At 66.5% G+C, this 21817-nt stretch carries 19 protein-coding genes; 6 read left to right on the top strand and 13 right to left on the bottom strand.

What is annotated here, in order from left to right:
• Positions 1-4 precede the first annotated feature (4 nt).
• On the bottom strand, positions 5-1009 hold the full coding sequence (locus PYV00_RS16500) for a LacI family DNA-binding transcriptional regulator (protein ID WP_275229402.1): 1005 nt from the start codon (positions 1007-1009) through the stop codon (positions 5-7).
• Between the two features lie 174 nt (positions 1010-1183).
• Here PYV00_RS16500 and PYV00_RS16495 point away from each other — a divergent pair, with 174 nt between their 5' ends.
• Entirely contained in the window at positions 1184-2335 is a 1152-nt protein-coding gene (locus PYV00_RS16495; protein ID WP_275229401.1) for an acyltransferase family protein, read from the top strand.
• 67 nt (positions 2336-2402) lie between these two features.
• On the opposite strand, the gene PYV00_RS16490 is transcribed toward PYV00_RS16495, so the two are convergent.
• From PYV00_RS16490 to PYV00_RS16450, 9 genes are all read right to left on the bottom strand, one after another.
• Entirely contained in the window at positions 2403-3569 is a 1167-nt protein-coding gene (locus PYV00_RS16490) for a thiolase family protein (protein WP_275229400.1), read from the bottom strand.
• 3 nt (positions 3570-3572) lie between these two features.
• The gene (locus PYV00_RS16485) at positions 3573-3977 is read right to left on the bottom strand and encodes a Zn-ribbon domain-containing OB-fold protein (RefSeq protein WP_275229399.1); all 405 of its coding nucleotides are present in this window, start codon (positions 3975-3977) and stop codon (positions 3573-3575) included.
• A gap of 107 nt (positions 3978-4084) precedes the next feature.
• Entirely contained in the window at positions 4085-5005 is a 921-nt protein-coding gene (locus PYV00_RS16480) for a TIGR03619 family F420-dependent LLM class oxidoreductase (protein ID WP_275229398.1), read from the bottom strand.
• A 42-nt stretch (positions 5006-5047) separates the two neighbouring features.
• A complete protein-coding gene (locus PYV00_RS16475; RefSeq protein WP_275229397.1) occupies positions 5048-6256 on the bottom strand; it encodes a CaiB/BaiF CoA transferase family protein in 1209 nt (402 codons plus the stop codon).
• Complete coding sequence (locus PYV00_RS16470) at positions 6243-7427, bottom strand: CaiB/BaiF CoA transferase family protein (protein WP_275229396.1); 1185 nt, start codon at positions 7425-7427, stop codon at positions 6243-6245. The genes PYV00_RS16475 and PYV00_RS16470 overlap by 14 nt, the downstream gene beginning before the upstream one ends.
• The gene (locus PYV00_RS16465; RefSeq protein WP_275229395.1) at positions 7424-8485 is read right to left on the bottom strand and encodes an aldo/keto reductase; all 1062 of its coding nucleotides are present in this window, start codon (positions 8483-8485) and stop codon (positions 7424-7426) included. Before PYV00_RS16465 ends, PYV00_RS16470 begins: the two co-directional genes overlap by 4 nt.
• 4 nt (positions 8486-8489) lie before the next feature.
• Complete coding sequence (locus tag PYV00_RS16460; RefSeq protein WP_275229394.1) at positions 8490-9455, bottom strand: enoyl-CoA hydratase/isomerase family protein; 966 nt, start codon at positions 9453-9455, stop codon at positions 8490-8492.
• A gap of 118 nt (positions 9456-9573) precedes the next feature.
• Positions 9574-10998 carry an aromatic ring-hydroxylating oxygenase subunit alpha gene (locus PYV00_RS16455; protein ID WP_275229393.1) on the bottom strand — a complete coding sequence of 475 codons (1425 nt, stop codon included), beginning with the start codon at positions 10996-10998 and terminating at the stop codon, positions 9574-9576.
• 23 nt (positions 10999-11021) lie between these two features.
• Positions 11022-12308, bottom strand: coding sequence for a metal-dependent hydrolase family protein (locus PYV00_RS16450; RefSeq protein WP_275229392.1), 1287 nt, complete (start codon positions 12306-12308; stop codon positions 11022-11024).
• 263 nt (positions 12309-12571) lie between these two features.
• On the opposite strand from PYV00_RS16450, the gene PYV00_RS16445 reads away from it, so the two are divergent.
• From PYV00_RS16445 to PYV00_RS16430, 4 genes are all read left to right on the top strand, one after another.
• Positions 12572-12907: a 2Fe-2S iron-sulfur cluster-binding protein gene (locus tag PYV00_RS16445; RefSeq protein WP_275229391.1), complete on the top strand. Its 336-nt coding sequence runs from the start codon at positions 12572-12574 to the stop codon at positions 12905-12907.
• Positions 12908-13040: 133 nt separating this feature from the next.
• Positions 13041-14372, top strand: a complete 1332-nt coding sequence (locus PYV00_RS16440) for a cytochrome P450 (protein WP_275229390.1) — start codon at positions 13041-13043, stop codon at positions 14370-14372.
• A gap of 56 nt (positions 14373-14428) precedes the next feature.
• Positions 14429-15280 (top strand): SDR family NAD(P)-dependent oxidoreductase, encoded by an 852-nt coding sequence (locus PYV00_RS16435; protein ID WP_275229389.1) that lies wholly within the window; start codon positions 14429-14431, stop codon positions 15278-15280.
• Between the two features lie 161 nt (positions 15281-15441).
• A complete protein-coding gene (locus PYV00_RS16430; RefSeq protein WP_275229388.1) occupies positions 15442-17793 on the top strand; it encodes a TonB-dependent receptor in 2352 nt (783 codons plus the stop codon).
• A 15-nt stretch (positions 17794-17808) separates the two neighbouring features.
• Here the strand turns inward: PYV00_RS16430 and PYV00_RS16425 are convergent, their stop codons facing one another.
• From PYV00_RS16425 to PYV00_RS16415, 3 genes are all read right to left on the bottom strand, one after another.
• Positions 17809-18633 carry an alpha/beta fold hydrolase gene (locus PYV00_RS16425; RefSeq protein WP_275229387.1) on the bottom strand — a complete coding sequence of 275 codons (825 nt, stop codon included), beginning with the start codon at positions 18631-18633 and terminating at the stop codon, positions 17809-17811.
• Positions 18634-18637: 4 nt separating this feature from the next.
• Entirely contained in the window at positions 18638-19405 is a 768-nt protein-coding gene (locus PYV00_RS16420; protein ID WP_275229386.1) for an SDR family NAD(P)-dependent oxidoreductase, read from the bottom strand.
• Positions 19406-19482: 77 nt separating this feature from the next.
• Complete coding sequence (locus PYV00_RS16415; RefSeq protein ID WP_275229385.1) at positions 19483-19977, bottom strand: flavin reductase family protein; 495 nt, start codon at positions 19975-19977, stop codon at positions 19483-19485.
• Between the two features lie 358 nt (positions 19978-20335).
• On the opposite strand from PYV00_RS16415, the gene PYV00_RS16410 reads away from it, so the two are divergent.
• Positions 20336-21760, top strand: coding sequence for an aldehyde dehydrogenase family protein (locus PYV00_RS16410; RefSeq protein WP_275229384.1), 1425 nt, complete (start codon positions 20336-20338; stop codon positions 21758-21760).
• The last annotated feature ends 57 nt before the right edge of the window (positions 21761-21817 follow it).

The raw sequence follows: 21817 nt of genomic DNA, 5'->3' as shown, positions 1-21817 counted from the left end.
GGCCCTATTGCGAGGTTTCGATCGCCGAGGCCGATTCGCGGGCGATCAGGTGCGGCACATAGCGCGGCGGCAGGGGCGCCGCGCCGGGATCGACCAGCCGTTCGGCCGCCGCGCGCGCCATCTGCGTCCAGGGCACATGCACCGATGTGAGCGGCGGCGTGACTTGCGCGGCCAGCGGCTCGTCGCCGAAGCCGATCACCGACAGGTCCTCGGGCACGGCGATCCCCATGGCGCAGGCGGCGCGGATCACGCCGGCCGCCATCACATCGTTGCAGGCGATGATCGCGGTGGGGCGCGGGCTGACTTCCAGCAGCAAGCGGCCGGCGGCGACCCCCGAATCGAGGCTGTAATCGCCGTTGGCGATCAGCGCGGGCCCCCGGTCCAGCTCATGATCGGCCATCGCGTCGAGATAGCCCAGCTCGCGCTGGCGCGATTCGCGCGAGTGCTCCGGCCCGGCGATCAGGCCGATCCGGCGATGCCCCGCGCGCACCAGCGCATCGACCGTTTCGGCCATCGCGGCGCGCTCGTCCGCCGCGAAGCAGGCGGGATCGTCCGGCGCCGACACGCCCAGCCGGACGCAGGGCGTATCGGCCGCCAGACAGCGCGCCGCCAGCGCCGGATTGCCCGACAGGGGCGGCACCAGCAGCACGCCGGCGGGGCGGTGGCGTTCGAGAAATTCGGCAAGCCGCGTCTCGGGATCGCCCGCCAGCGCGCGCAGCACCAGCGCATAGTCGCCGCCTTCCAGCGCTTCGTGGATGCCTTGCTCGATCAGGGCCAGAATCGCCGGGGATGTGCCATCATGGATCAGCGCGATGCTGAAATTGCGCCCGCGGGCCAGGGCGCGCGCTTGCGGATCGGGGACATAACCGGTCTCGGCGATGACCGCCTCGACCTTGCTGCGCGTCGCCTCGCTCAGCAGCGGGGAATGGTTGATCACGCGGCTTACCGTCTTCTTCGAGACACCGGAAAGGCGCGCGACTTCGTTGATGGTGATCCGTGACACATTCATGGCATGGCGCTTCGGGGTGCCCGCATCCAAGGCCAGTTGTCCCCGATTTGGCTTCGCGCCGCTCCCAAATCGGATCGGTTGCGGATCGCCGCCACTGTGGCTAGGCGTTTTCGAGCCCCCCACGATATCCCAGGCATATGGATGGCAGCGACAAGAGCGCAACGACATTACGGAATGGATTGGCTGCGTATCGGCGCGTTTGGTCTGCTCATCATCTACCACGTCGGCCTTGTCTTCGCCCCGTGGAATTTCGAGCCGAAGGACCGCGCCGCATACGAATGGGTCACGATTCCGCTGGTCTTCACCAATTCGTGGCGGCTCTCGCTGCTCTTTGCGATTTCGGGCTATGCCAGCGCGGCGCTGCTCGCGCGTGAACGCGTGGTCGGTGCGTTCCTGCGCAGCCGGCTGGCGCGGCTGGGCATTCCGCTGGCGTTCGGCACGGCGCTGATCGTCGCACCGCAGCCCTGGGCGGCGCTTGCCGGTGAGCACGGCTATCCGCATGGTTTCGGCTATTTCCTGATCCACGATTACTTCCGCTTCGGCCGGATCGACGGCGTGCTGGTGCCCGATTGGGCGCACTTGTGGTTCGTCGGCTACCTGCTGGTCTACACTTTCGTCCTGGGCGCGCTCTGGTCGCTGCCGCCGCACTTGCGATCGGCCTTGCGGCGCGGGGCGGAGCGGGTGCTGGCCGGGCCGTGGCTGCTGCCGGCGGGCATGGCCTTCGTCCTGGTGGCGCGCCTGCTGCCGCCGGGGTGGAGCGATACGCGCGCGCTGGTGGACGATGCCTCGGCGCACGCGGTCTATCTCTCCTCGTTCCTGTTCGGTGTCCTGCTGCGCCGGTCCGAGGCGCTGCGGCTGGCGATCCTGCGCCAGTGGAAGATCGCCGGCCTGCTGGGCCTGGCCGGCTACCTGGTGGTGGCCGGCTTCGAGGCGCGCTTCCACGGCTCGGTGCCGCGCGATCTGCTCGCGCCGTTCCTGATCGCGCGCGCGGTCCAGTCATGGGGCATGATCGTCGCGCTGTTCGGCATCGCCGATCGGTACTGGAACCGCGACGGCGCCTGGCGGGCGACGCTGGCCGAGGCGGTGTTCCCGTTCTACATCGTGCACCAGACGATCATCATGCTCGTCAACTTCTGGCTCGCGGATTCGGCGATCGGCGCGCCGGGCCGCTTCGCCATCCTGATCGCGGCGACGGCCGGCGGCTGCTGGCTGTTCTATCTGGTGGGGCGCGAGATCGGCCCGCTGCGCCCGCTGATCGGGCTGAAGCGCACGCACGCACGCGCCTTTCCGCTCCATGCGCCGGCGGAAGCAGTGCCGGCCGAATAGCGCCTTCGCCCCCGGCACGGCGGCCTGACCACCGCGCCGGGGGCGAAGGCGCCGGGGGGCGAAGGCGTCAGTCGCGCGCCAGCAGCAGTGCGGCGGCGAGCGGGCCGCCGCCCGAAGTCGCCACCGCGACCTTGGGATCGCCGGGAATCTGCCGCTCGCCCGCCGTGCCGCGAAGCTGCGTCACCGCCTCATGCGCGAAGCCGAAACCGTGGAGCCGACCGGCGCCCAACTGCCCGCCGAAGGTGTTGAGCGGCAATTCGCCGTCAATGGCGATGCGCGTGCCGCCCTCGATGAAGGCGCCGCCTTCGCCCTTGCCGACAAAGCCCAGCCCTTCGAGCCAGGTGATCGGCAGGAAGGCGAAGCCATCGTAGAACTGGATCGTATCGACGTCCCTGGGAGTGTAGTCGGTACGCTTCCACAAGTCCGCGCCGGTCTCGTAGGAGGCGGGCCATTCGACCTGGTCCCACGAATAGCGATCGACCGAGGCGGACATCGCGGCGATGCGCACCGGCGTGCACTTCACTTCGTCCAGCGCGTCGCCGGCCGAAACGATCACCACGGTGGCGGCATCGGTGAAGCGGTCACAGTCATAAAGGCACAGCGGCGATGTGATCATCCGCGCGGACATGTATTTGTCCAGCGTCAGCGCTTCCTTGGTGATCGCCCGCGCGCGCGGGTTCTTCATCGCATTGCGCGAGGCGTTGAGCGCGATCTGGCCAAGCTGCTCGCGCGTCATGCCATAGCGGTGCATGTGCCGCATGGCGTATTGCGCGGTCCAGCACGCGGCCGAAAGCGCCCAGAACGGTGAAGTCCATTGCGATGCGCCGTCCACCTCGTCGCGCCGCACCATCGGATATTCGTCGGGCCGAGAGAGTGCCGCCGCCTCATAGACGGTGCGGAAGCAGATGACGTGGCGGCACAGCCCTTCCTTCACCGCCTGCGCGGCGGTGCCGATGGCCGAAAGCTGCGCGCCCTGTTCCATCGCGCCGTTGTGCCATTTCGACTTGATGCCCAGCGCCTCGATGATCTCATCGCTGCCGACCGGCGAAAAGCCCAGGAAACTCGGCACCTTGCCGGGATACGTGAACACGCCGTCGATCTGTTCGACAGTCAGCCCCGCCTCGTCCAGCGCTTCGCGGATCGCGTCGATGGTGAGGAGCAGCGGATGGCGCTGCAGGCGCACGCCCACTTCGGACTGGCCGACGCCGGTGATATAGGCTTCCTTGCGTGCCATGGCTCAGTTCACCTTCTCGAACAGCGGATAGTGGATGCCGTTTTGCTCCTCGAACACGACGCGCACCTTGTCGTCGAACGTCACCGCCTCGACCGGGCAATTGACGATATTGGTGGTAAGGATCACGCCCGGCACGCCATCGAGCCGCACGCGGGCGATGACGAAGGGCACTTCCAGATCCTTGGCCCAGGGCTGGTAATTGATCGTGTAGCTGTCGATCTCGCCCGTGCCGGCGACGGCGTGGGGGGCGACGTTTTCCGAATGGCAGTGGCGGCAGATCGGCAGCGGCGGATGGGTGTATTCGCCGCAGTCACCGCACCGGGTGATGTTCAGCTTGCCTTCGGCGCCACCTGTCCAGAACGGGCGGTTCACCGCATCGAGGCGCGGCTTTGGACGTGGTGGATTCATCGGTCCTGTCTCCCAAGGTTTGCCCGATCAGTCCGGGCGCGGCGGCGCGGCGTCAAGTGCGGGCAGGCGGGCCGGCCGCAATCATCGCGCCCGCGTTTCGTCGTGGCTCACCTGACGGCGGGCATGATCTCTTCGGCGACCCACTGCGTGTAGTCATAGTATTCCTGGATGTGCCTGACTGCCGGGATCGGCACCGAACTCCAGGTGACGCCCAGGTCTTCCAGCCAGCCCAGCCGGTCGATGATCTCCTGCCTGGTCTGGCCCGGCCGGGCCTTGGGATCGTCGATCACCGCATGGCCTTCGCCGACACGGCTGGTGGACATACCGTAGTAGATATCCCGCAGCCGCCCGTTGTAATCGGGCCGGGACCGGATGAAGTCGATCCGCTCGGGCAGGGTCTCGGGCTTGGTCAGGAATGGCCACCAGCCGTCGGCATAACGCGCCACGCGCCCCAGCACCGCGTCGGCATCGCCGCCGAACCAGATCGGGATATGCGGCTGCTGCACCGGCTTGGGCTCGAAGGCGACGTCCCTGAACGAGACGTACTTGCCTTCGAATTCGGGGTTTTCCTGCGTCCACAGCGCGATGATCGCCTGGGTATATTCCTCGGCCATCGCGCCACGCTGGTGAAAGGGGATGCCGAGGAGATCGAACTCCTCCTCCAGCCAGCCGACGGCGAACGTGATGGTGACGCGCCCGCTGGACAGCCAGTCGATCGTCGAGAGCGCCTTGGCGGTGACGATCGGGTGCTGCGCCGGCAGGATGGCGATGCACGAATTGACCCGGATCGTCTCGGTCGCGCCGGCGATATAGCCCATCGCGCTGTAGGCGTGGAAATAGTGCGGGCCGGAAAGCTCGACATGCGATCTGGGGATGATGTGGTGCTCGGGGATGGCGATCATCTCGTAGCCGAGCTTTTCCGCCCATTTCGCCAGCCGGGTCTGGTCGGCGCCGGTCACGGCCGCTTCCCACGGCTGGGTCATGGCCTTCAGTCGCACCATGTGCGGCATCGCGAATCCCAGTTTCATCCTCGTTCCCCGTCTTGTTCGCGGGCCGACGGGGCCGATGCCCTAGTCGATCACCTTGCGGGCTATCAGATCGTCGATTTCATCCTGCCGCAAGCCCAGAATGTCCCGGTAGACGTACTGGTTGTCCTCGCCGAGCAGCGGCGCGCCGCGTTCGACGCGTGGTGGATCGGGGCTGATCCGCCATGACGGGCCGATGATCGGGCGCGATCCGGTGCGATGGTCGCTGACCATGCGATAGGCCTCGCGCGCCCAGAGGAAGGTATCGGTGGCAAGGTCGATCGAGCTCATCGACTTGAACGCCGGAACCCCGGCATTGCGCAGCTTTTCGGCAAGTTCGGCCGCATCATGCGCGCGCGTCAGCCCGGCCAGCGCGGCATCGAGCGCATGGCGGTTGGCCAGCCGGCCGGCCAGCGTGGCGAAGCGCGGATCGGCGGCGAGATCGCCCGCGTCCAGCACTTCGCACAGGCCCTGCCATTCGGCCTCGTTCGCCACGGCGATACTTGTCCAGTCGACCCCCGCGCAAGGATAGGCACCGTGCGGGCACATCTCGGGATGGAAGTTGCCGTCCGAATGCGGCACCTCGCCCGTCACCGACCAGCCGAACAGGCTGTCGCCCACCAGGCTGGTCATGGTCTCGACCGCCGAAAGGTCGATGAACTGGCCTTCGCCCGTGCTCTCGCGGTGGTGCAGCGCGGCGATGCAGGCCAGCGCGGCGCAGGCGCCGGCGGTGGAATCGCCATAGCGGATGTTCATGCCCCTGGGCGTCTCGCCCTCGTGCCCGACAAGCGCGGTGAGGCCGGAGAGCGCGGCGAAGCAGGGCGCATAGCCCGTCTGATAGCCGAGCGGGCCGTCGCTGCCCCACATCTTGATCGAGCACTGGATCAGGTCGGGCCTGATCTTGCGCAGGCTCTCGTAATCGAGCCCGGAGCGCGCCATCGCGCCGGGGCGGATATTGTCGATGACGATGTCCGACTGCGCGACCATCTGCTTGACCAGATCGAGGCCCTCCGGGGTCTTCATGTTGACCTGGACCGAGAGGATCTCCTGATTGATCGAAAGGAAATAGGGCGCCGAATCGATATCGACGCCGCCATAGGCGCGCATCTCGTCGAGATTGGTCATGCTCTCGACCTTGATCACCTCGGCTCCGAGATGGGCAAGCATCTTGCCCGCATAGGGCCCGGCCCAGACCTTGGTGATCTCAAGCACCCGCACGCCCTGCAACGGACCGCCGCGATCACGCATCGGCATCGCTGGCCTCCACTTCGCGATTGTCCGCCCCCAGCGCCGGGGCAGCGCTGGCGATGCGCACGGGTGTGGCGCTCATCCGGTAGCACGCCGTCGGATAAGCGACCGGGCCGAACACCGGGTGCCCGGCTTGCTGGAAGAAGCCGCGATGTTCGAACTGCTCGTGGCGCGGCAGGTCGGCGGCGGTGTTGACCGGGACCATGGCGACGCCGGCCTTCTGCGCCGCCTCCGTGATCGGCAGCTTGTCCTGCCCGGCGATCCATGCGGCGAAGTGCTGGCGGAAGCGCGCGACATTGGCGGGCACGCAATCGAACTCCAGCCAGTCCTCGCGGAATTCGCGCGCCCATGCCGGATCGCCCATCAGTCCGCGCAAGGCGTTCCAGTGGCCCCTCGTGGTCATGAACAGGAAGACGTGGCCGTCCTTGCAGGCGAACGACGTGCCCGGGCCGCCCATGTCATAGGCGGTGCGCGCGGCGCTGGGATCGGCTTCGCCAGCGATCATCCGGTCGAGCACGCAGTCGATCCGGTTCAATTGCACTTCGACTTCGGATATGTCGATGAACTGGCCCATGCCCGTGCGGCGCTGGCGCAGCAGCGAGGCCATGACGCACAGCGCGGCATCGATCCCGGCTTCGTAATCGGACAGGAAGCGGCCGGCGCCTTTCAGCGGCGGCTTGTCGTTCGGGGTCTCGCTCGGGCTGTGATAGGCCCAGCCGCCGGCGTTGATCACGTTGATCGGCCGCGCGGTCTGCCATTCGGGCGGCGCGCCCTGGCCGAACGGTGTGACGATGCAATGGACGAGGCGGGGATGCGCCTGGGCGATCACGGCTGGCGACAAGGCGTGCGTCTCGGCCCAGGGCTCGTCGTGATCGTCCACCAAGGCATCGGCGCGCGCCAGCAGCCGGTCGAGCAGGGCGCGCTCCCCTGGGTTTGCCAGATCGAGCACCACCGATTTCTTGTTGGCGTTGAGATAAGCGAACAGCGCGCTCTCGCCGGCCTTGAACGGCCCCATGCGCCGCGTCGGCGCGCCGCCGGGGGCCTCGATCTTGATCACCGTGGCGCCAAGGTCGGCCAGCAGCTTGGCGGTATATTCGCCCGAGACGCGCTCGGCAGTCTCGATCACGGTGAGCCCGGCAAGTGCGCCGGCCGGATGCGCGGTCGTCTGGGCGGTCATTTGCGGTGTTCTCCCAGCCGCTTGCGGTGATCTCCAAGCCGCTTGCGGACAAGGCCGTCTTCCTCGACCCAGTCCGAACCGGGATAGAGCGGCACGATCGCCGTCGCCGCATCGAGCCGGGCGCGCTGATCGTCGCTCAGGGCGACCTTCGCCGTGCCGAGATTGTCGGCAAGCTGGTGCGCCTTGGTCGCGCCGAGCAGCACGCTGTCGACGCCTGCGCGGCCCAGCAGCCAGGCAATCGCGAGCTGCGCCATCGAGCAGCCAGCCTCGAGCGCGATCGCTTCCATTACCGGCAGCAGCGCGAAGGCCCGGTCGCGGTCGAACCTCAGCCAGTCGAAATGGGCAAAGCGGTTGTCGTCGCGCGCCATGTCCGCGCTGGTGTACCGGCCCGCGAGGAAGCCATAGGCCAGCGGGCTCCACACCGTCATGCCCAGCCCGTGGTGCGCCATCATCGGCAGCGTATCGCGCTCGACGTCGCGACCCAGCAGCGAATAGTACATCTGGCCATGGGTGAAGCGTGCGAGGCCATTCGCCTTCTGCATTTCGAGCGCGGTCGCGGCGAGCCAGGCGGGCCAGTTGGAATAGCCGATGTAGCGCGCCTTGCCCGATCGCACGACCGCGTCGAGCGCTTCGAGCTGCTCGATCAGCGGCGTGAACGGATCGGTGCGGTGGACGATCAGCACGTCGATCCAGTCAGTGCCGAGGCGGCGCAGGCTCTGGTCCACCGACCACAGGATGTGCCGGCGCGAGAGCCCGGAATGCAGCACCTCGCGGTTGCCCGCGCCGCGATTGCCCACCTTGGTGGACAGCACCACGCGGTCGCGATGCGGCTTCAGCGCGGCGCCGAGCAGTTCCTCGGACTGGCCGCTGGCATAGACGTCGGCCGTGTCGAAGGAATTCACCCCGGCATCGAGGGCCATGCCGACCAGCTCGTCGGCCAGTTCCGGCCCCACCTTGTAGAAGGCGCCCAGCGCGGTATCGCCGCTGGTGAAGGTCGAACCTCCGAGCGCCAGCCGCGATACGATCAGTCCGGTGGAGCCGAGCTGGGTGTATTGCATCGGTTCAGGGCTTCTTGCGCCCGCCGTAGCTCAGGCGCCAGTCGGCCGGGAAGCGCATGTCGTTGTCCTTGACCGCGTTGTTCAGGCCCTGCTCGAAAGTGTCGCCACCCAGGCCCAGGTCTTCGGCGGTATCGTCGGTCATGATCGGCTTCACGCCTTCGACGAACCCGGTCAGCAGGCTGCCGAAATACTCGCCGCGATACTGCTTGTAGAGTTCCATGAAGGTCTTCTGCACCGCGACCGTATCGTTGGGCCGAGTGATCGAGCAGGCGTGGGCGTACTTGGCGGTCTCTTCCTCCAGCCGCTCGCGCGGGACCACCGAATTGACGAAATTGCAGTCGTACATTTCGCGCGCGGTAAAGGGCCGGCCGGTGAACAGCATCTCGGCGAACTTGCGTGGGCCCATCATCTCGGCCCAGGTCCACATGCGCGGGCCCCAGCCGACGTAGCGGAAGGCGGCATGGCCGAAGAGCGCTTCCTCCGAGGCGACGACGATGTCGGCATCGCCCGCGAGGTAGAAGTGCCAGCCGTAGACGTAGCCCTTGCACTCCAGGATCGAGATCTTCTTGAAGTTCTGCAGCGAGCGGCAGCCGAAATCGGCGTTGGCGTAGAGATTGGTGATGCCAGCAAGGAAGCGGTACGAGCCGGCGGGCGGGTAGGTGACGCTGCCGTCGTCATCGATCCTGAACTCCTTGAGCAGCGAGATGTCGCTGTCCGGGTTCAGCATGTCGGACTGTTCGGGCAGGTCCGCGCCCGAGCCCAGGTGCTTGCCTTCGCCCCGGATCACCAGCACTTTCACGTCGTCGTCGATATTGGCGCGGTGAACCAGATCGGCGAAGCGCAGCCGCGCCGCGATCGTCGGGGCGTTGAGCGCGTCGGGCCGGTTCAGCGTGATCGTCGCGATCTTGGTCTTCGGGTCCTTGTGATAAAGGACGATCTCTTCCGGCTGCGGACGATCGGCTTCGGCCATTGTTCTCTCCCAGGTTCGGTCTTGCGGCGCGAGGCGCCGTCGGTGCCTTTTTCAAAGCACAGGCGGGCGCGCCCCGACAGGACGCACCCGCAAATTCATCTACCGAATGCGCCAGCGCTCAACGGCGCTGGAGCGCCTTCCAGTTCGGGATCTTCGGCTCCATCGCCATGTACTTGTCCACCGCCTGCTCGAAGTGGCGGATGCGGATTTCCTGATAATCCCCCAGCGTCAGGCCGGGCTTGGCCGAAGCCTCGACCCCTTCCTGCTGGAGGAACAGGTTGTCGGTGTCCTGGTCGAGAATCGCGCCGAAGCCTGGGTCCATCCCGGCCGCCTCGCAGAACGACTGCTCGGCGGTGAGGTGGACGGCCTCGGCGGTTTCGACGAAGCTGCCGTCCCTGGGCCGGGGCCGCAGGAACAGCACTTCGTAAAGGCTTTCGCGGTGGTTCCTCGGGTTGGGCCGGAAGCGATAGACCATCGGCAGCGAGATCCCCGGGAACAGGAAGGTGTTCGGGAAGATCGTGTAGCTGAAGCAGTCGAGAATCTCGGAGTCCGAGACGTTCGACAGGTCGGCGTTGGCGGCCTTCTCGAACATGTCGCGGAACATGTCGGCCATCAGCTGCCGCGCGGTGGCGCCGTCGGAGACTCGCGGCTTGTCGGTGACGATCGAGCTGTCGCCCACGGTGAACATGTCGAGCACGTCCTGCTCGCTGTACTTGCCGGCGTGCTCGGGGCTGACGACGCCGAGCGTCGAGATGAAGCGGTTCACGTGCTCGCCGTAGGTGTCATACTGCGAGTTCACGTCCGCGTTGGTCGGCGAGACTTGCGGGTGGGTGTCCGGCACGTGGTAGGCCTCCATGAAGGCCTCGATATTGAGCTTCCAGTTCGACGGGATCGGCTTGGTCACATGGCAGGCGATATAGCGGTCTTCCAGCTTCCATGCCCTGATGTGCTCCAGCGCGCGCGGGCCGAGGTAGTCCTCAAGGCTCGGCGCGTCGGGGTCCATGTTGATCCAGACGAAGCCGCCCAGCGTCGCCACGCGGGCTTCGGGCAGCGAATATTCCTGCGGGTCGGCATGGGGGAAATCCCAGGGGCAGAGCATCGACTTGTTGGTGCCGTCGATATTCCAGGACCAGCCGTGGAACGAGCACTTGAACTCGCTCGCCGCGCCTTCGCTGCCCGATGCGCGCAGCTTGGTGCCGCGATGGAGGCAAGCGTTGAAATAGGCGCGGATCTCGCCCTCGGCGATGCGGGTGACGATGAACGAGTAGGGGCCGATGTCGTAGACGTAGTAGTCGCCGACTTCGGGAATGTGCTCCTCGCGGCAGGCGAATTGCCAGGTCCGCGTCCAGAGCCGCTTGAACTCCTCCTGCATGTAGGCGGCGGACTTGTAGCGCTCGGTATCGATGTCCTCGCTGCCGAGATATTCGTAGGATTCGCTCGCGACCCATTCGGGCGCCTTCACCTTGTCGCGGGCGATGATATCCTGGGTGCTGACGTCGGGATGACGCGCCTGCCCGGGCTGCAGCCTGGTCTGGAGATTCATGGCAAATGCTCCTGTTTCGTGCCTTATTCCGCGGCCTCGAGCGCCGGCTGCGCCGGCCGGGCCGCGCGTGCGGATGACTGTTTCTGGATGACCCCGTCCTTCATCACCAACGCGATGGCCGCCGGGCCGGCGAGCACGGAAATGTCGGCGAGCGGATCGCCGTCGACCAGGATCAGGTCGGCCAGCTTGCCGGCTTCGAGCGTGCCGAGATCGCCGCTGTCCATCATCGCCAGGCCGCCGTTGCGCGTGGCGCAGACCAGCGCCTCGGCCGGGCTGTAGCCATAGTAGTCGACGAAGAAGCCCAGATCGCGCCCCTGCGTTCCCTGCGGGCTCCAGCCGAAGCCGTAATCGCCGCCGATCAGGTGGCGGATGCCGCGCCTCCTCAGTTCGCTGTGCGTGCGGATCGAGTTTTCCAGCAGGTCGGGAATGTTCATGTAGCCGCCGACCTCGGGCGAGAGGCCATGCCCGCTCGCCTCGCCGGCCATGATCTGCGCGAACAGGCCAACGGTGGGGACCACGAAGATGCGGTCCCTGGCCGCTTCCATCAGGTCGAGCAGTTCCTCGTCGACGTATTCGCAGTGGAACAGGCCGTCGACGCCGGCCCGGACGCAATGCTTGGAACCGTCGATCGAGCGGGTATGGGCGTTGATCCTGCGGCCATAGGCGTGCGCGGTTTCGGCCGCGACACGCACTTCCTCGAAGGTCATCGGCGTGGTGTGGCCGGGCGTCGAGGGGTAGAACGGATCGCCCGAGACATCGAGCTTGATGTTGTCGATCCCCTCGCGGCAGTGGAGCCGCACCGCGCGGCGCATCTCCTCGGCGCCGTCCACGATCGTCGCGGGGCCGACGCGCGGATTGTGCTCGCGGCTTTCATCGCCCATCGCGCCGGTGACGCTGATCTCCAGCCCGCCCGCGCGGATGCGGGGGCCGGGAATGCGCCCGGCGTTGACTTCATCGCGCACCGCGACCGCCAGCCGCAGCTTGGCTTCCGAAGCGCCATAGGCGCTGGTGAAGCCAGCCTCGATCAGCGCCTTGGCGCCGCGCGCGGTGGCGAAGACCTGCGCCTCGGGCGTGGGGGTGATCAGGTCCTCGGTGGCGCAGACGTTCTCGAACGAAAGGTGCGCGTGGCCTTCGGTCATGCCGGGCATGCAGAACAGGCCGGTGGCGTCGATCACCGTGTCGGCCGCGCCGCCCTTGCCGGCCGGGCCGACCGACGCGATGCGATTGCCTTCGACCGCGATGTCGCCGGTGAAGGGTGCTTGCCCGGTTGCCGTGAATATCGTGGCGTTCTGGATCAGGGTCCGTCCCACGTGTCCTCTCCTCTTGCGCCCGACGATCGCCGGGATCGACGTGTCGCCCGGCCAGCCTGGATGATCGCAGTCTAGGTGCGCGCGCGGCTCTGGCAAATGACTGGCGGCGCAGAGCCGGTTTTCCCTGACGGCGGGCGGGCACGGCCCCGCGCTTCCATGCCAGTCAAGTCCTGTGATACAGATTGGCTCTTTGCAAACCGGCATGGCCTGGGGCATTGCAGGCGGGAATTCACCCTGCCGAACGAGAGAGGAACCGGGGAACGATGGGCAAGCTCAAGGTCACGATGACCGACGTCAACGGCGATACGCGGACATTCGACGATGTCGAGGAAGGCACCAGCCTGATGGAAGTCGGCAAGGCCCATGGCGTGGCCGGAATCATGGGCGATTGTGGCGGCGGCTGCGCCTGCGCGACGTGCCATGTCTATGTCGCCGAAGGCTGGTGGGACAAGGTGGGCGAGCCAGACGATATCGAGTTCGCCATGCTCGACATGGTCGCCGACGTGATGAAGGACACCAGCCGGCTGGGCTGCCAGATCAGGATGAACCCCGAGCTTGACGGGATCGCGGTGACGGTCGCGCCAGCCTCCACCTATTGAGGCGGCTTTGCCCGTGAGGGCAAGCGGGGCTTCGAGGCCGGGTATGGTTCGGTTGCCTGCGGGACGGCATAGTCCCCATCCGAAACAGGCGCGATCGCCAGCATCGCGCGGACAGGATGACAGGATAGGCTAGATGGCAACGCAGACCACCGAACCCCGGCCTTCGCAGCGGCTTGCACTCTCTTCCGAAGAGCAGCGCCTGCTGGCGGAAGGCACGCTGACCGATCGCGGGATCCAGGCGCATCCGCGTGCCTTCTACCGTGCGATGCGCCACGGCGATCCGATCCATTATGACGAGAAGCTGGGCTCGTGGCTGGTCACGCGGCACGAGGACATCTCGGCCGTCCAGTCCGATCCGCTCACCTTCTCGGTGCACCACGGCTATCACGAGCAGCAGGCGCGCGGGATGCACGAGGAGTTCCGCGCCTACCTGAAGGAGCACGGCGGCGGCTATTTTCCCGACGCGATCATGTCGGACCCGCCCTATCACACGCGCATCCGCAAGCTGATGGAGAACGCCTTCACCGCGCACCGCGTGAAGGAACTGGAACCGCGCATCACCGAAGTGGTGCGCGCCCTGATCGGCGAGGTCATCGCCCGCGACGGCACCCGCTGCGATGCGGTGAAGGACATCGCCATCCCGCTGACCATCCGCATCATCGTCGAGCAGCTCGGGCTCGATCAGGGGATGGAAGACAGGATCTCGCGCTGGTCGGTCGCGGTCACGGCGCAGATCGGACGGATGCAGAGCCGCGAGCAGATGATCGAGAACGCGAAGGAGATCTGCGACCTGCAGCACTACCTCATCGCCAAGATGAAGCAGCGCGAGGCGGTTCCGGGCGAGGACATGATTTCCGACCTGGTCCACGCCGAAGTGACCAATGCCGACGGCACCAGGGAGAAGCTGACTTTCGAGGAAGCGGTCTCGCTCGTCCGCGCGACGCTGATCGCCGGCAACGACACCACCGCGACCGCGATCGGCAACCTGTTCTATGTGCTGACCACCAAGCCCGGCATGGCCGAGCTGCTGGAAAGCGTGATCGACGACGATCGCCGGCTCAATCGCTTCGTCGAGGAGCACTTGCGCAACGAGCCGCCGGTGCGCGCGCTTTCGCGCATGGCGGTGAAGGAAACCGTGGTGAACGGCACCACGATCCCCGAAGGCGCGCACATGCTGCTGGTCTATGCTTCGGGCAACGATGACGAGACGGTGTTCCCCGAACCGCGCAAGTTCGATATCGACCGGCCGAACCTGGGCCGCCACGTCGCTTTCGGCGGCGGGCCGCACCGCTGCATCGGCCTGGCGCTGGCGCGCATGGAGGTGAAAGTCGCCGCGCGCGAGATCGTCCGCCAGATGAAGAACATCAGGCTGGCGATCCCCGAAGGCGAGATCACCTACACGCCGACCGTGGCCACCCACACCATCGAATCGCTGCCGATCACGTTCGAGCGGCGCGAAGCCTGAGGCACAGGTCCGGGACAGGCGCCTGCGGCGCGACGAAAACCAAGCGGGAGAAGGCATTGGCTGAGGAACTGGCCGGCAAGGTCGCGATCGTGACCGGCGGCGCAAGCGGCATCGGCCGCGCGACGGCGGAGCTGTTCGTCGCCGAAGGCGCGAAAGTGGTGATCGCCGACGTGCAGGATGAGGCCGGCGCGGCGCTCGCCGCCGCTCTCGGCGATGCCGCGCTGTTCCGCCATGCCGACGTGAGCGATCCCGAACAGGTGCAGGCGGTGGTCGATTTCGCGATCGAACGCTTCGGCGGGCTTAACGTGATGTTCAACAATGCCGGCATCTCCTGCGCCGCCTTTCCCGATTTTCTTGATGATACCCTGGCCGATTTCGACAGGGTGATGCGCGTCAACGTGCTCGGGCCGATGCTCGGCACGCGCAACGCCGCGCGCTGGATGAAGGATCACGGCGGCGGCGTGATCCTCAACACCGCCTCGATCGCCGGTACGCTCGCCGGCCACGCGATGATGACGTACCGTGCGTCCAAGGCAGCGCTGATCCAGTTCAGCAAGTCGGCCGCGATCGACCTGGCGCGGCATGGCATCCGGGTGAACTGCATCGTGCCCGGCCACGTGCGCACCGAGCTGTCCTCGTTCGGCGAGAAAGGCGCGGACGACGCGCTGGCCGCGCGCATCGCGCAAGGGGTGGACGCGGTCTACCTGTCGAACCAGCTCATCAAGCGGCGCGGCGATCCGATCGACGTGGCCAATCTCGCGCTGTTCCTGGCGACCGACAAGTCCCGCCACATGACGGGCGCGGTCCTGCCGGTCGAAGGCGGCGTCACGGTCGGCGATCCGGTGAACCACCTGCGCGAGATACTGGACGCGCGCGCGGCGGCTTTCGCGGACAACGGCCTGGCCTGAGCCGCCACGCGAAGGGGCGCCCGCATCCGCCCCATGACGCCAGGCTTGCGGCGGGCCGGACAGCACGCGGTCCGGCCCGCGGAAGACATGACCGCCGCGTGCCGGGGAAGGCTCTCGACTGGCTACGAAATGGGTCGGCGAGGGGAGTGAGGAGAGAGTGCATGAGGAAGCTGCTCGTTGCCGGCCTGCTGGCCGGAGTCGCCACGCCGGTCGCGCCCACCGCCTGGGCCCAGGGCAAGATCGCGGATAGCGGCGGAGACGGCATTGCCGAAGACGCCATCGTCGTGACCGCGCGGCGGCGCGCGGAAAATATCGAGAAAGTGCCGATCGCGATCACCGCGCTTGCCGGCGAGGATTTGGCCAAGCGCGCGATCTATAACGAGAATGACCTGCAATCTGCAGTGCCCGGCCTTGTCGTCCGCCAGAACGGCGGCGCGCACGCGTTCAATTATGTGATCCGCGGCCAGAGTGTCGATACTTTCACCAATTCGCCGCCCAGCGTGCTGCCCTATGTCAACGAAGTGCAGATCGTCACCCATTCGGCATCGACGTTCTATGACATGGGCGGCATCCAGGTGCTCAAGGGCCCGCAAGGCACGCTGTTCGGCCGCAATGCCACGGGCGGTGCGGTGCTTTACACGACAGCGCCGGCGACTGACGGATATGGCGGCTATGTCAGTGGCCGCTATGGCAGTTACGATGCCCATCACCTCGAAGGCGCGATCAATGCGCCGCTCGGCAGCGGCGGCAGCGCGCTCCGCCTGGCCGCGAGCCTGACTGGCGGTGGCGCTTTCGTGCGCGATTACTTCACGGGCGAGAAGTATGGGGATCTCGATCAGAAATCGGTGCGCGGCACGCTCAAGCTGGTTCCGGCCGCCGGTCTCGAGAACACCACGGTGGTGCAGTACACGCACGAGGATGGCACCAACACGCCTTACCAGCTCTGGTCGACCAACGCTTGTGGCAGCAGCGCGCAAGGTCTGGTCGATGCGGCCTCGTGCGCGCTGAGCGCGAGCAACCCTGTGTTCGCGGCCTACCTCGCGGCGCATCCGCAAGCCTATCAGGGCGGCCTCGATGCGGCGATCGCGCTCCAGCGTCAGGTGGGGCCCTGGAAATCGCTCTCGAGCTTTCCGCCCTATCACAAGGCCAGCAGTACTTATGCGATCAACACCACCTCGATCGAGCTGACGCCGGATCTGACGCTCAAGAACATCTTCGGCTACAACCGGGCCAAATCGGACGACGGCTATGATTACGACGGCTCGCCCTATCACTTCTTCGAAAGCCAGGGCACGCTGACGGCGAATGCGGTGAAAGTGACGGTCGACAACGGCTTCATGCTCGCCACCCGGCAGATTTCCGACGAATTGCAGCTTCAGGGCAAGGCGATCGACAACCGGCTCGATTTCGTGCTGGGCGTCTATTACCTGAAGCAGCGCGACCGAGTGCATTCCTATCTCGATTCCGGCAATTTCGCGCCGGTCCAGCCAGCGTTCCGCTTCGCCTACAATGCTGAATGGCACACCGAATCGCTCGCCGGCTTCGCGCAGGCCTCGTTCAAGGTGACCGACCGGCTGAACCTCACCGCCGGCTTGCGCTATACGCATGACAAGACGCGGATCGCGCAGCTTCCCGGCTCGCTCTGGCTGCTCTACCTGCCGGAGAACACGCCCGAACGCACTTCGGCGAGCAAGCCGAGCTGGACGGTCAGCATCGATTACCATGCCACGCCGGAACTGCTGCTCTACGTTGCCCAGCGCGGGAGCTGGCGCGCGGGCGGCTACAACTACAGCGTCTTTCCCGCCGACGTGACGGCGGCAAGCGGCGGCAACCTGTTCCTGCCCGAAACCACGCGCGACGTCGAACTGGGTGCCAAGTATTCCGGCGACAGCATCGGCGTCCCGCTGACGCTCAACGCCGATGTCTTCAGCCAGTGGACGCGCAACATCCAGCGATCGGCCTATATCCTGACACCGGCGGGGGTTTCGCTGCTGACGGTGAACGTGCCCAAGGCGCGCATCCGGGGTTTCGAAGCGGATGTCTCGGTGCGCCCGGGCGAATTCCTCCAGATCGGCGCCTCGGGCAATTACACCAATGCGAAATATACCGACAACGCCGTGTCGGTGCTGGGCAGCGTGCTGCGATATGGGCCCTTCGCCGACGTCCCCAAGTGGAGCGGCACGGTTTTCGCCGAAGCAGGCGTGCCGCTGGCGGGCGATGCCGGCAAGCTGTCGCTGCGGGCCGATTTCTATGGCCAGAGCAGGATGAGCTTCTCGAACGTCGGGGCCACGGCCAATCCGCGCACGACGCTGCCCGGCTATACCCTGGTCAATGCGCGGCTGACCTGGTCGGACATCATGGCCACACGCCTTTCGGCCTCGCTCTTCGCGCGCAACCTGTTCAACGAGAAATACTACCTCGGCGGCAATGCGGCGGCGGCCGGCGGCAGCACCAATGTCGTCAATCCGGGGACGCCGCGCATGTGGGGCGGGGAGATGCGCTTCGACTTCTGACCGGCTGGGCGGCGCTCAATCCGCGAGGAACCGCGTGATTTCCCCGGCGATTTCGCGCGGCCGCTCGTAAGTCAGCATGTGGCCGGCGTCGGGATGGTCAATGCGCTCGACATGCGGCGCGGCGCTGGCGATCACTTCGGCCATCAGGCGGAAGTCGGGCAAGTCGCGCCCGCCGGTCAGCAGCAGCGTGGGCATGGCCAGGCGATGCAGCCGCTCGATCTCGGGCAGTTCGTTGCGCTGGTCGTCGCGAATCCATTGATGCCCGTGGAACGCGGCGATCGCGGCGCGTAGCGTATCGGCGGCCGGGCTTTCGCGCGTCGGGGCGAAAAGCGGATGCTGCCACCACAACTCGCGCGCGGTGGCCATGTCGCCGGCGCGCGCGGCGCGGCCCATCGCTTTCCACAGCGCGACCCATTCCGGCGTCCAAGACCAGCCGACCATCAGCGGGCTGACCAGCACCAGCCGCCGCACCCGCGCGGGCCAGTTCAGCGCGAAGTTGAGCGCGGTCGCCCCGCCCAGCGACATGCCGCAGATGTCCGCCGTCGCGATCCCGAGCGCGTCGAGCAGGCGCAGCAGGTCTTCGGCATGGGAAAAGGCCACGCCGTCCGGCCCGGTCGATTCGCCGAAGCCGCGCTGGTCATAGGCCAGTGTCGGCAGGCCGGCGGGCAGGGCATTGCGCACGCCGGCCCAGTCATGGCGCGACCCGCCGAAGCCGTGGATCAGGACGAGCGGCCGGGCGTCGTCGCCTTCGCCCCGCCGCTCGCCGGGAAGCCACTCGCCAAGAATCCATTCGCCAACAAGGCGCGCGCCATCGCTGTCGATCGCGAACGCCCCCGGCATGGGCTCAGGCCGAGCCCATGTAGCGCCCGCCGTTGACGCTGATCGTCTGGCCGGTGATGTAGCTCGCCTCTTCCGAAGCGAGGTAGCTGGCGGCGGCGGCGATATCGTCCACGGTGCCGATGCGCTTGACCGGCAGGGCCGCGCCGTAATTGCTGATCGCGTCGGGCGCGGTCATGATCGCGGCGCCGCGCAGCATCGGCGTGTCGATCGAGCCGGGCGGGATCATGTTGACGGTGATGCCGCTTCCCCCCAGTTCGAGCGCCAGCGCCTTGGTCAGCCCCAGCAGGCCGCCCTTCGAGGCGACGTAATGCGATTGCATCGGCGAGCCCGTCTGGGTCGAGGACGAGGTGATGTTGATGATCCGGCCCCAGCCGGCGGCCAGCATGTCGGGCACGATCTCGCGCGTCAGGATGAACGGGCCGCGCAAGTTGATGTGCAGTACCTTGTCCAGCTCCGCGTCGTCCACGTCGAGGAACCTGGTGAAAGGCGCGATGCCGGCGTTGTTCACCAGGATCGTGATGGGGCCCAGCGTGGCGCGGGTTTCGCTGGCCGCCGCCTCGATCGCGGCGCGGTCGGCGCAGTCGGCGGTGATCGCCAGCGCGGTGCCGCCGGCGGCGGTGATCGTTGCCGCCGTCTCGGCCGCGCCTGCGCCGTTCACGTCCCAGATCGCCACGGCGGCCCCGTCCGCCGCAAGCCGTTCGGCGATGGCCCTGCCCATGCCCGAGCCTGCCCCGGTGACGACGGCGACGCGCCCGTTCAGTGAAGTTCTCATGATTCCTCCCCAAATCCTTTAGGTGGTTGATGCTGAACGGGTGAACAGCATCCCCGCGCGCGGTGTCAAGCCCCGCGTCAGATGATCTCGGCGAAACCGCCGTAGCGGCCGCGATGGAACAGCATGGGATCATCCTCGCGCGTGGTTTCCAGGCGCAGCACTTCGCCCAGCACGAACCAGTGATCGCCCGCTTCGGTGACGGAATAGAGCCGGCATTCGATGCAGGCGATCGCATTGGCGATCACCGGCAGGTTATGCTCCGAGATGGTATATTCGACGCCGACGAACTTCTCCGGCCCCCTGGCGGTGACGGCGCGGCAGATGTCCTGCTGGTCGCTGCCCATGACATTGACGCAGAAATGGCCGGCCGCCTCGATCAGCGGCCAGGACGAGGATTTCTTGTCGGGGAAGAAGCCGACCAGCGGCGGATCGAGCGAGACCGAGGTGAAGCTGCCCACCACCATGCCCGCCGGGCGGTTGCTGGCATCGAGCGCGGTGACGACGCACACGCCGGTGGGATAGCTGGACAGCACCTGGCGGAAGGCGGCGGGGTCAATGGTGGTCTGGCTCACGCAAGTCTCCCTTCTGGATCATTCTTCGGCCGCGGCGCCACGGGCATTCGCCAATCCGTCACATCGTTCGCCATGCCGACCCGCATCGTGGCAGGTTTTTCGCCGGCGATGCAACCCGATTAGTCGGACTTGGCGGTGCAGCGCAACCGCCAGAGCGATCCGCGCGCCACGCGTGCGATCGACGCGGGCGATGTTGACTTTTTTGCAATAGCAACCCATTTAACTGTCCGATTAAATGGGTTGCGAGCCGCTTGCGAAACGTGCAGTGGACGGAACTGGAGTTGGGATGCTTGAAGCCGTGCGCCGCGCCCCTGGCCGCGCCGGCCGCTCGCCATCCGCATAAAAAGGGATAGAGCCCATGGCTACCGTTGAAGACATCGCCGAAATCTCCGTTGCCGATGAAGTCGCCGAACTGGTCGCGCGTTCGCGCAAGGCCCAGCTCGCCATCGAGAACTACACGCAGGAACAGGTCGATCGGCTGATTCGCGGCATGGTCTGGGCCGTCGCCAAGCCCGGCGTGGCCGAGGATATCGCCCAGCACACCGTCGATGAGACGCAACTGGGCAACTACAAGGGCAAGTTCCTCAAGATCTCGGTCAAGACGCGCGCCGCGCTGATGGACATCATCGACGACAAGTCGGTGGGCGTGATCGAGGAAATCCCCGAGCGTCACATCGTCAAGATCGCCAAGCCGGTAGGCGTGATCGGCGCGCTTTCGCCGTCCACCAATCCCGAGGCGACTCCGGTGATCAAGGCGATCTGCGCGGTCAAGGGCCGCAACTCGGTGATCATCTGCCCGCATCCGCGCGCCAAGATCACCAACAAGATCATCTGTGACAAGATGCGCGAGGCGCTGGTCAAGCTGGGCGCCCCGGCCGATCTCGTCATCCCGATCGAGCGTCCCTCGGTCGAGAAGACCAACGAAGTGATGAAGCAGTGCGACCGCGTGCTGGCCACCGGCGGCACGCCGATGGTGCAGGCGGCCTACAGCTCGGGCACGCCGGCGCTGGGCGTGGGCGTGGGCAATGCGGTCATCACCGTCGACGACACCGCCGACCTGGATGACGCGGCCGAGAAGATCCTGCTGTCCAAGACGCTGGACTTCGCCGCCTCGTGCTCGTCGGACAACAGCGTGATCCTGCTCGACGCGATCTATGACAAGATGCTGGCCAAGCTGCAGGAAAAGGGCGGCCTCGTGCTCGACAACGAGCAGAAGGCCAGGCTCCAGGCCGCGATCTGGGAAGATGGCGAGCACATCAATGCCAAGGTTGTCGCCCAGTCGCCGCAGTTCATCGCCGACTATGCCGGCTTCACGATCCCCGAAGGCACGCAGTTCTTCATCGTGCCCGAGACCGGCACCGGCAAGGAGCATCCCTTCTCCGGCGAGAAGATGACCGTGACCATGGCGCTGTACCGGGCCAGGGATCTGGACGAGGCGATCGAGCTGACCAACGCCATCCAGGCCTATCAGGGCCAGGGCCATTCCTGCGGCATCTATTCGACCTCGGACGAGAACATCATGAAGCTGGCCATGCACACCAAGACCAGCCGCGTGATGGTGAACCAGCCGCAGGCCGCCTCGAACTCGGGCAACCTGTGGAACGGGATGCGCCAGACCTTCTCGCTGGGCTGCGGCTCGTGGGGCGGCAACGCGACGAACAACAACGTCTCGTGGCGCGACCTGATCAACGAGACCTGGGTGTCGAAGCCGCTGCCGCAGACCAAGGTGATCCCGTCGGACGAGGATCTGTTCGGCAAGGACGTGATCGAAGCCGTCGGCTGACGCTCTCGCAGCGCCGGAAGGCGGCCGGGCCCGGAACGATCCGGCCGGGCCCCGTCC

Origin of the sequence: Novosphingobium album (ex Liu et al. 2023) (assembly GCF_029076845.1) — a bacterium.
In the GTDB taxonomy this organism is placed as follows: domain Bacteria; phylum Pseudomonadota; class Alphaproteobacteria; order Sphingomonadales; family Sphingomonadaceae; genus Novosphingobium.
The sequence above is the reverse complement of the archived record's forward strand: the minus strand, read 5'-3'. Positions and strand labels throughout refer to the sequence as shown.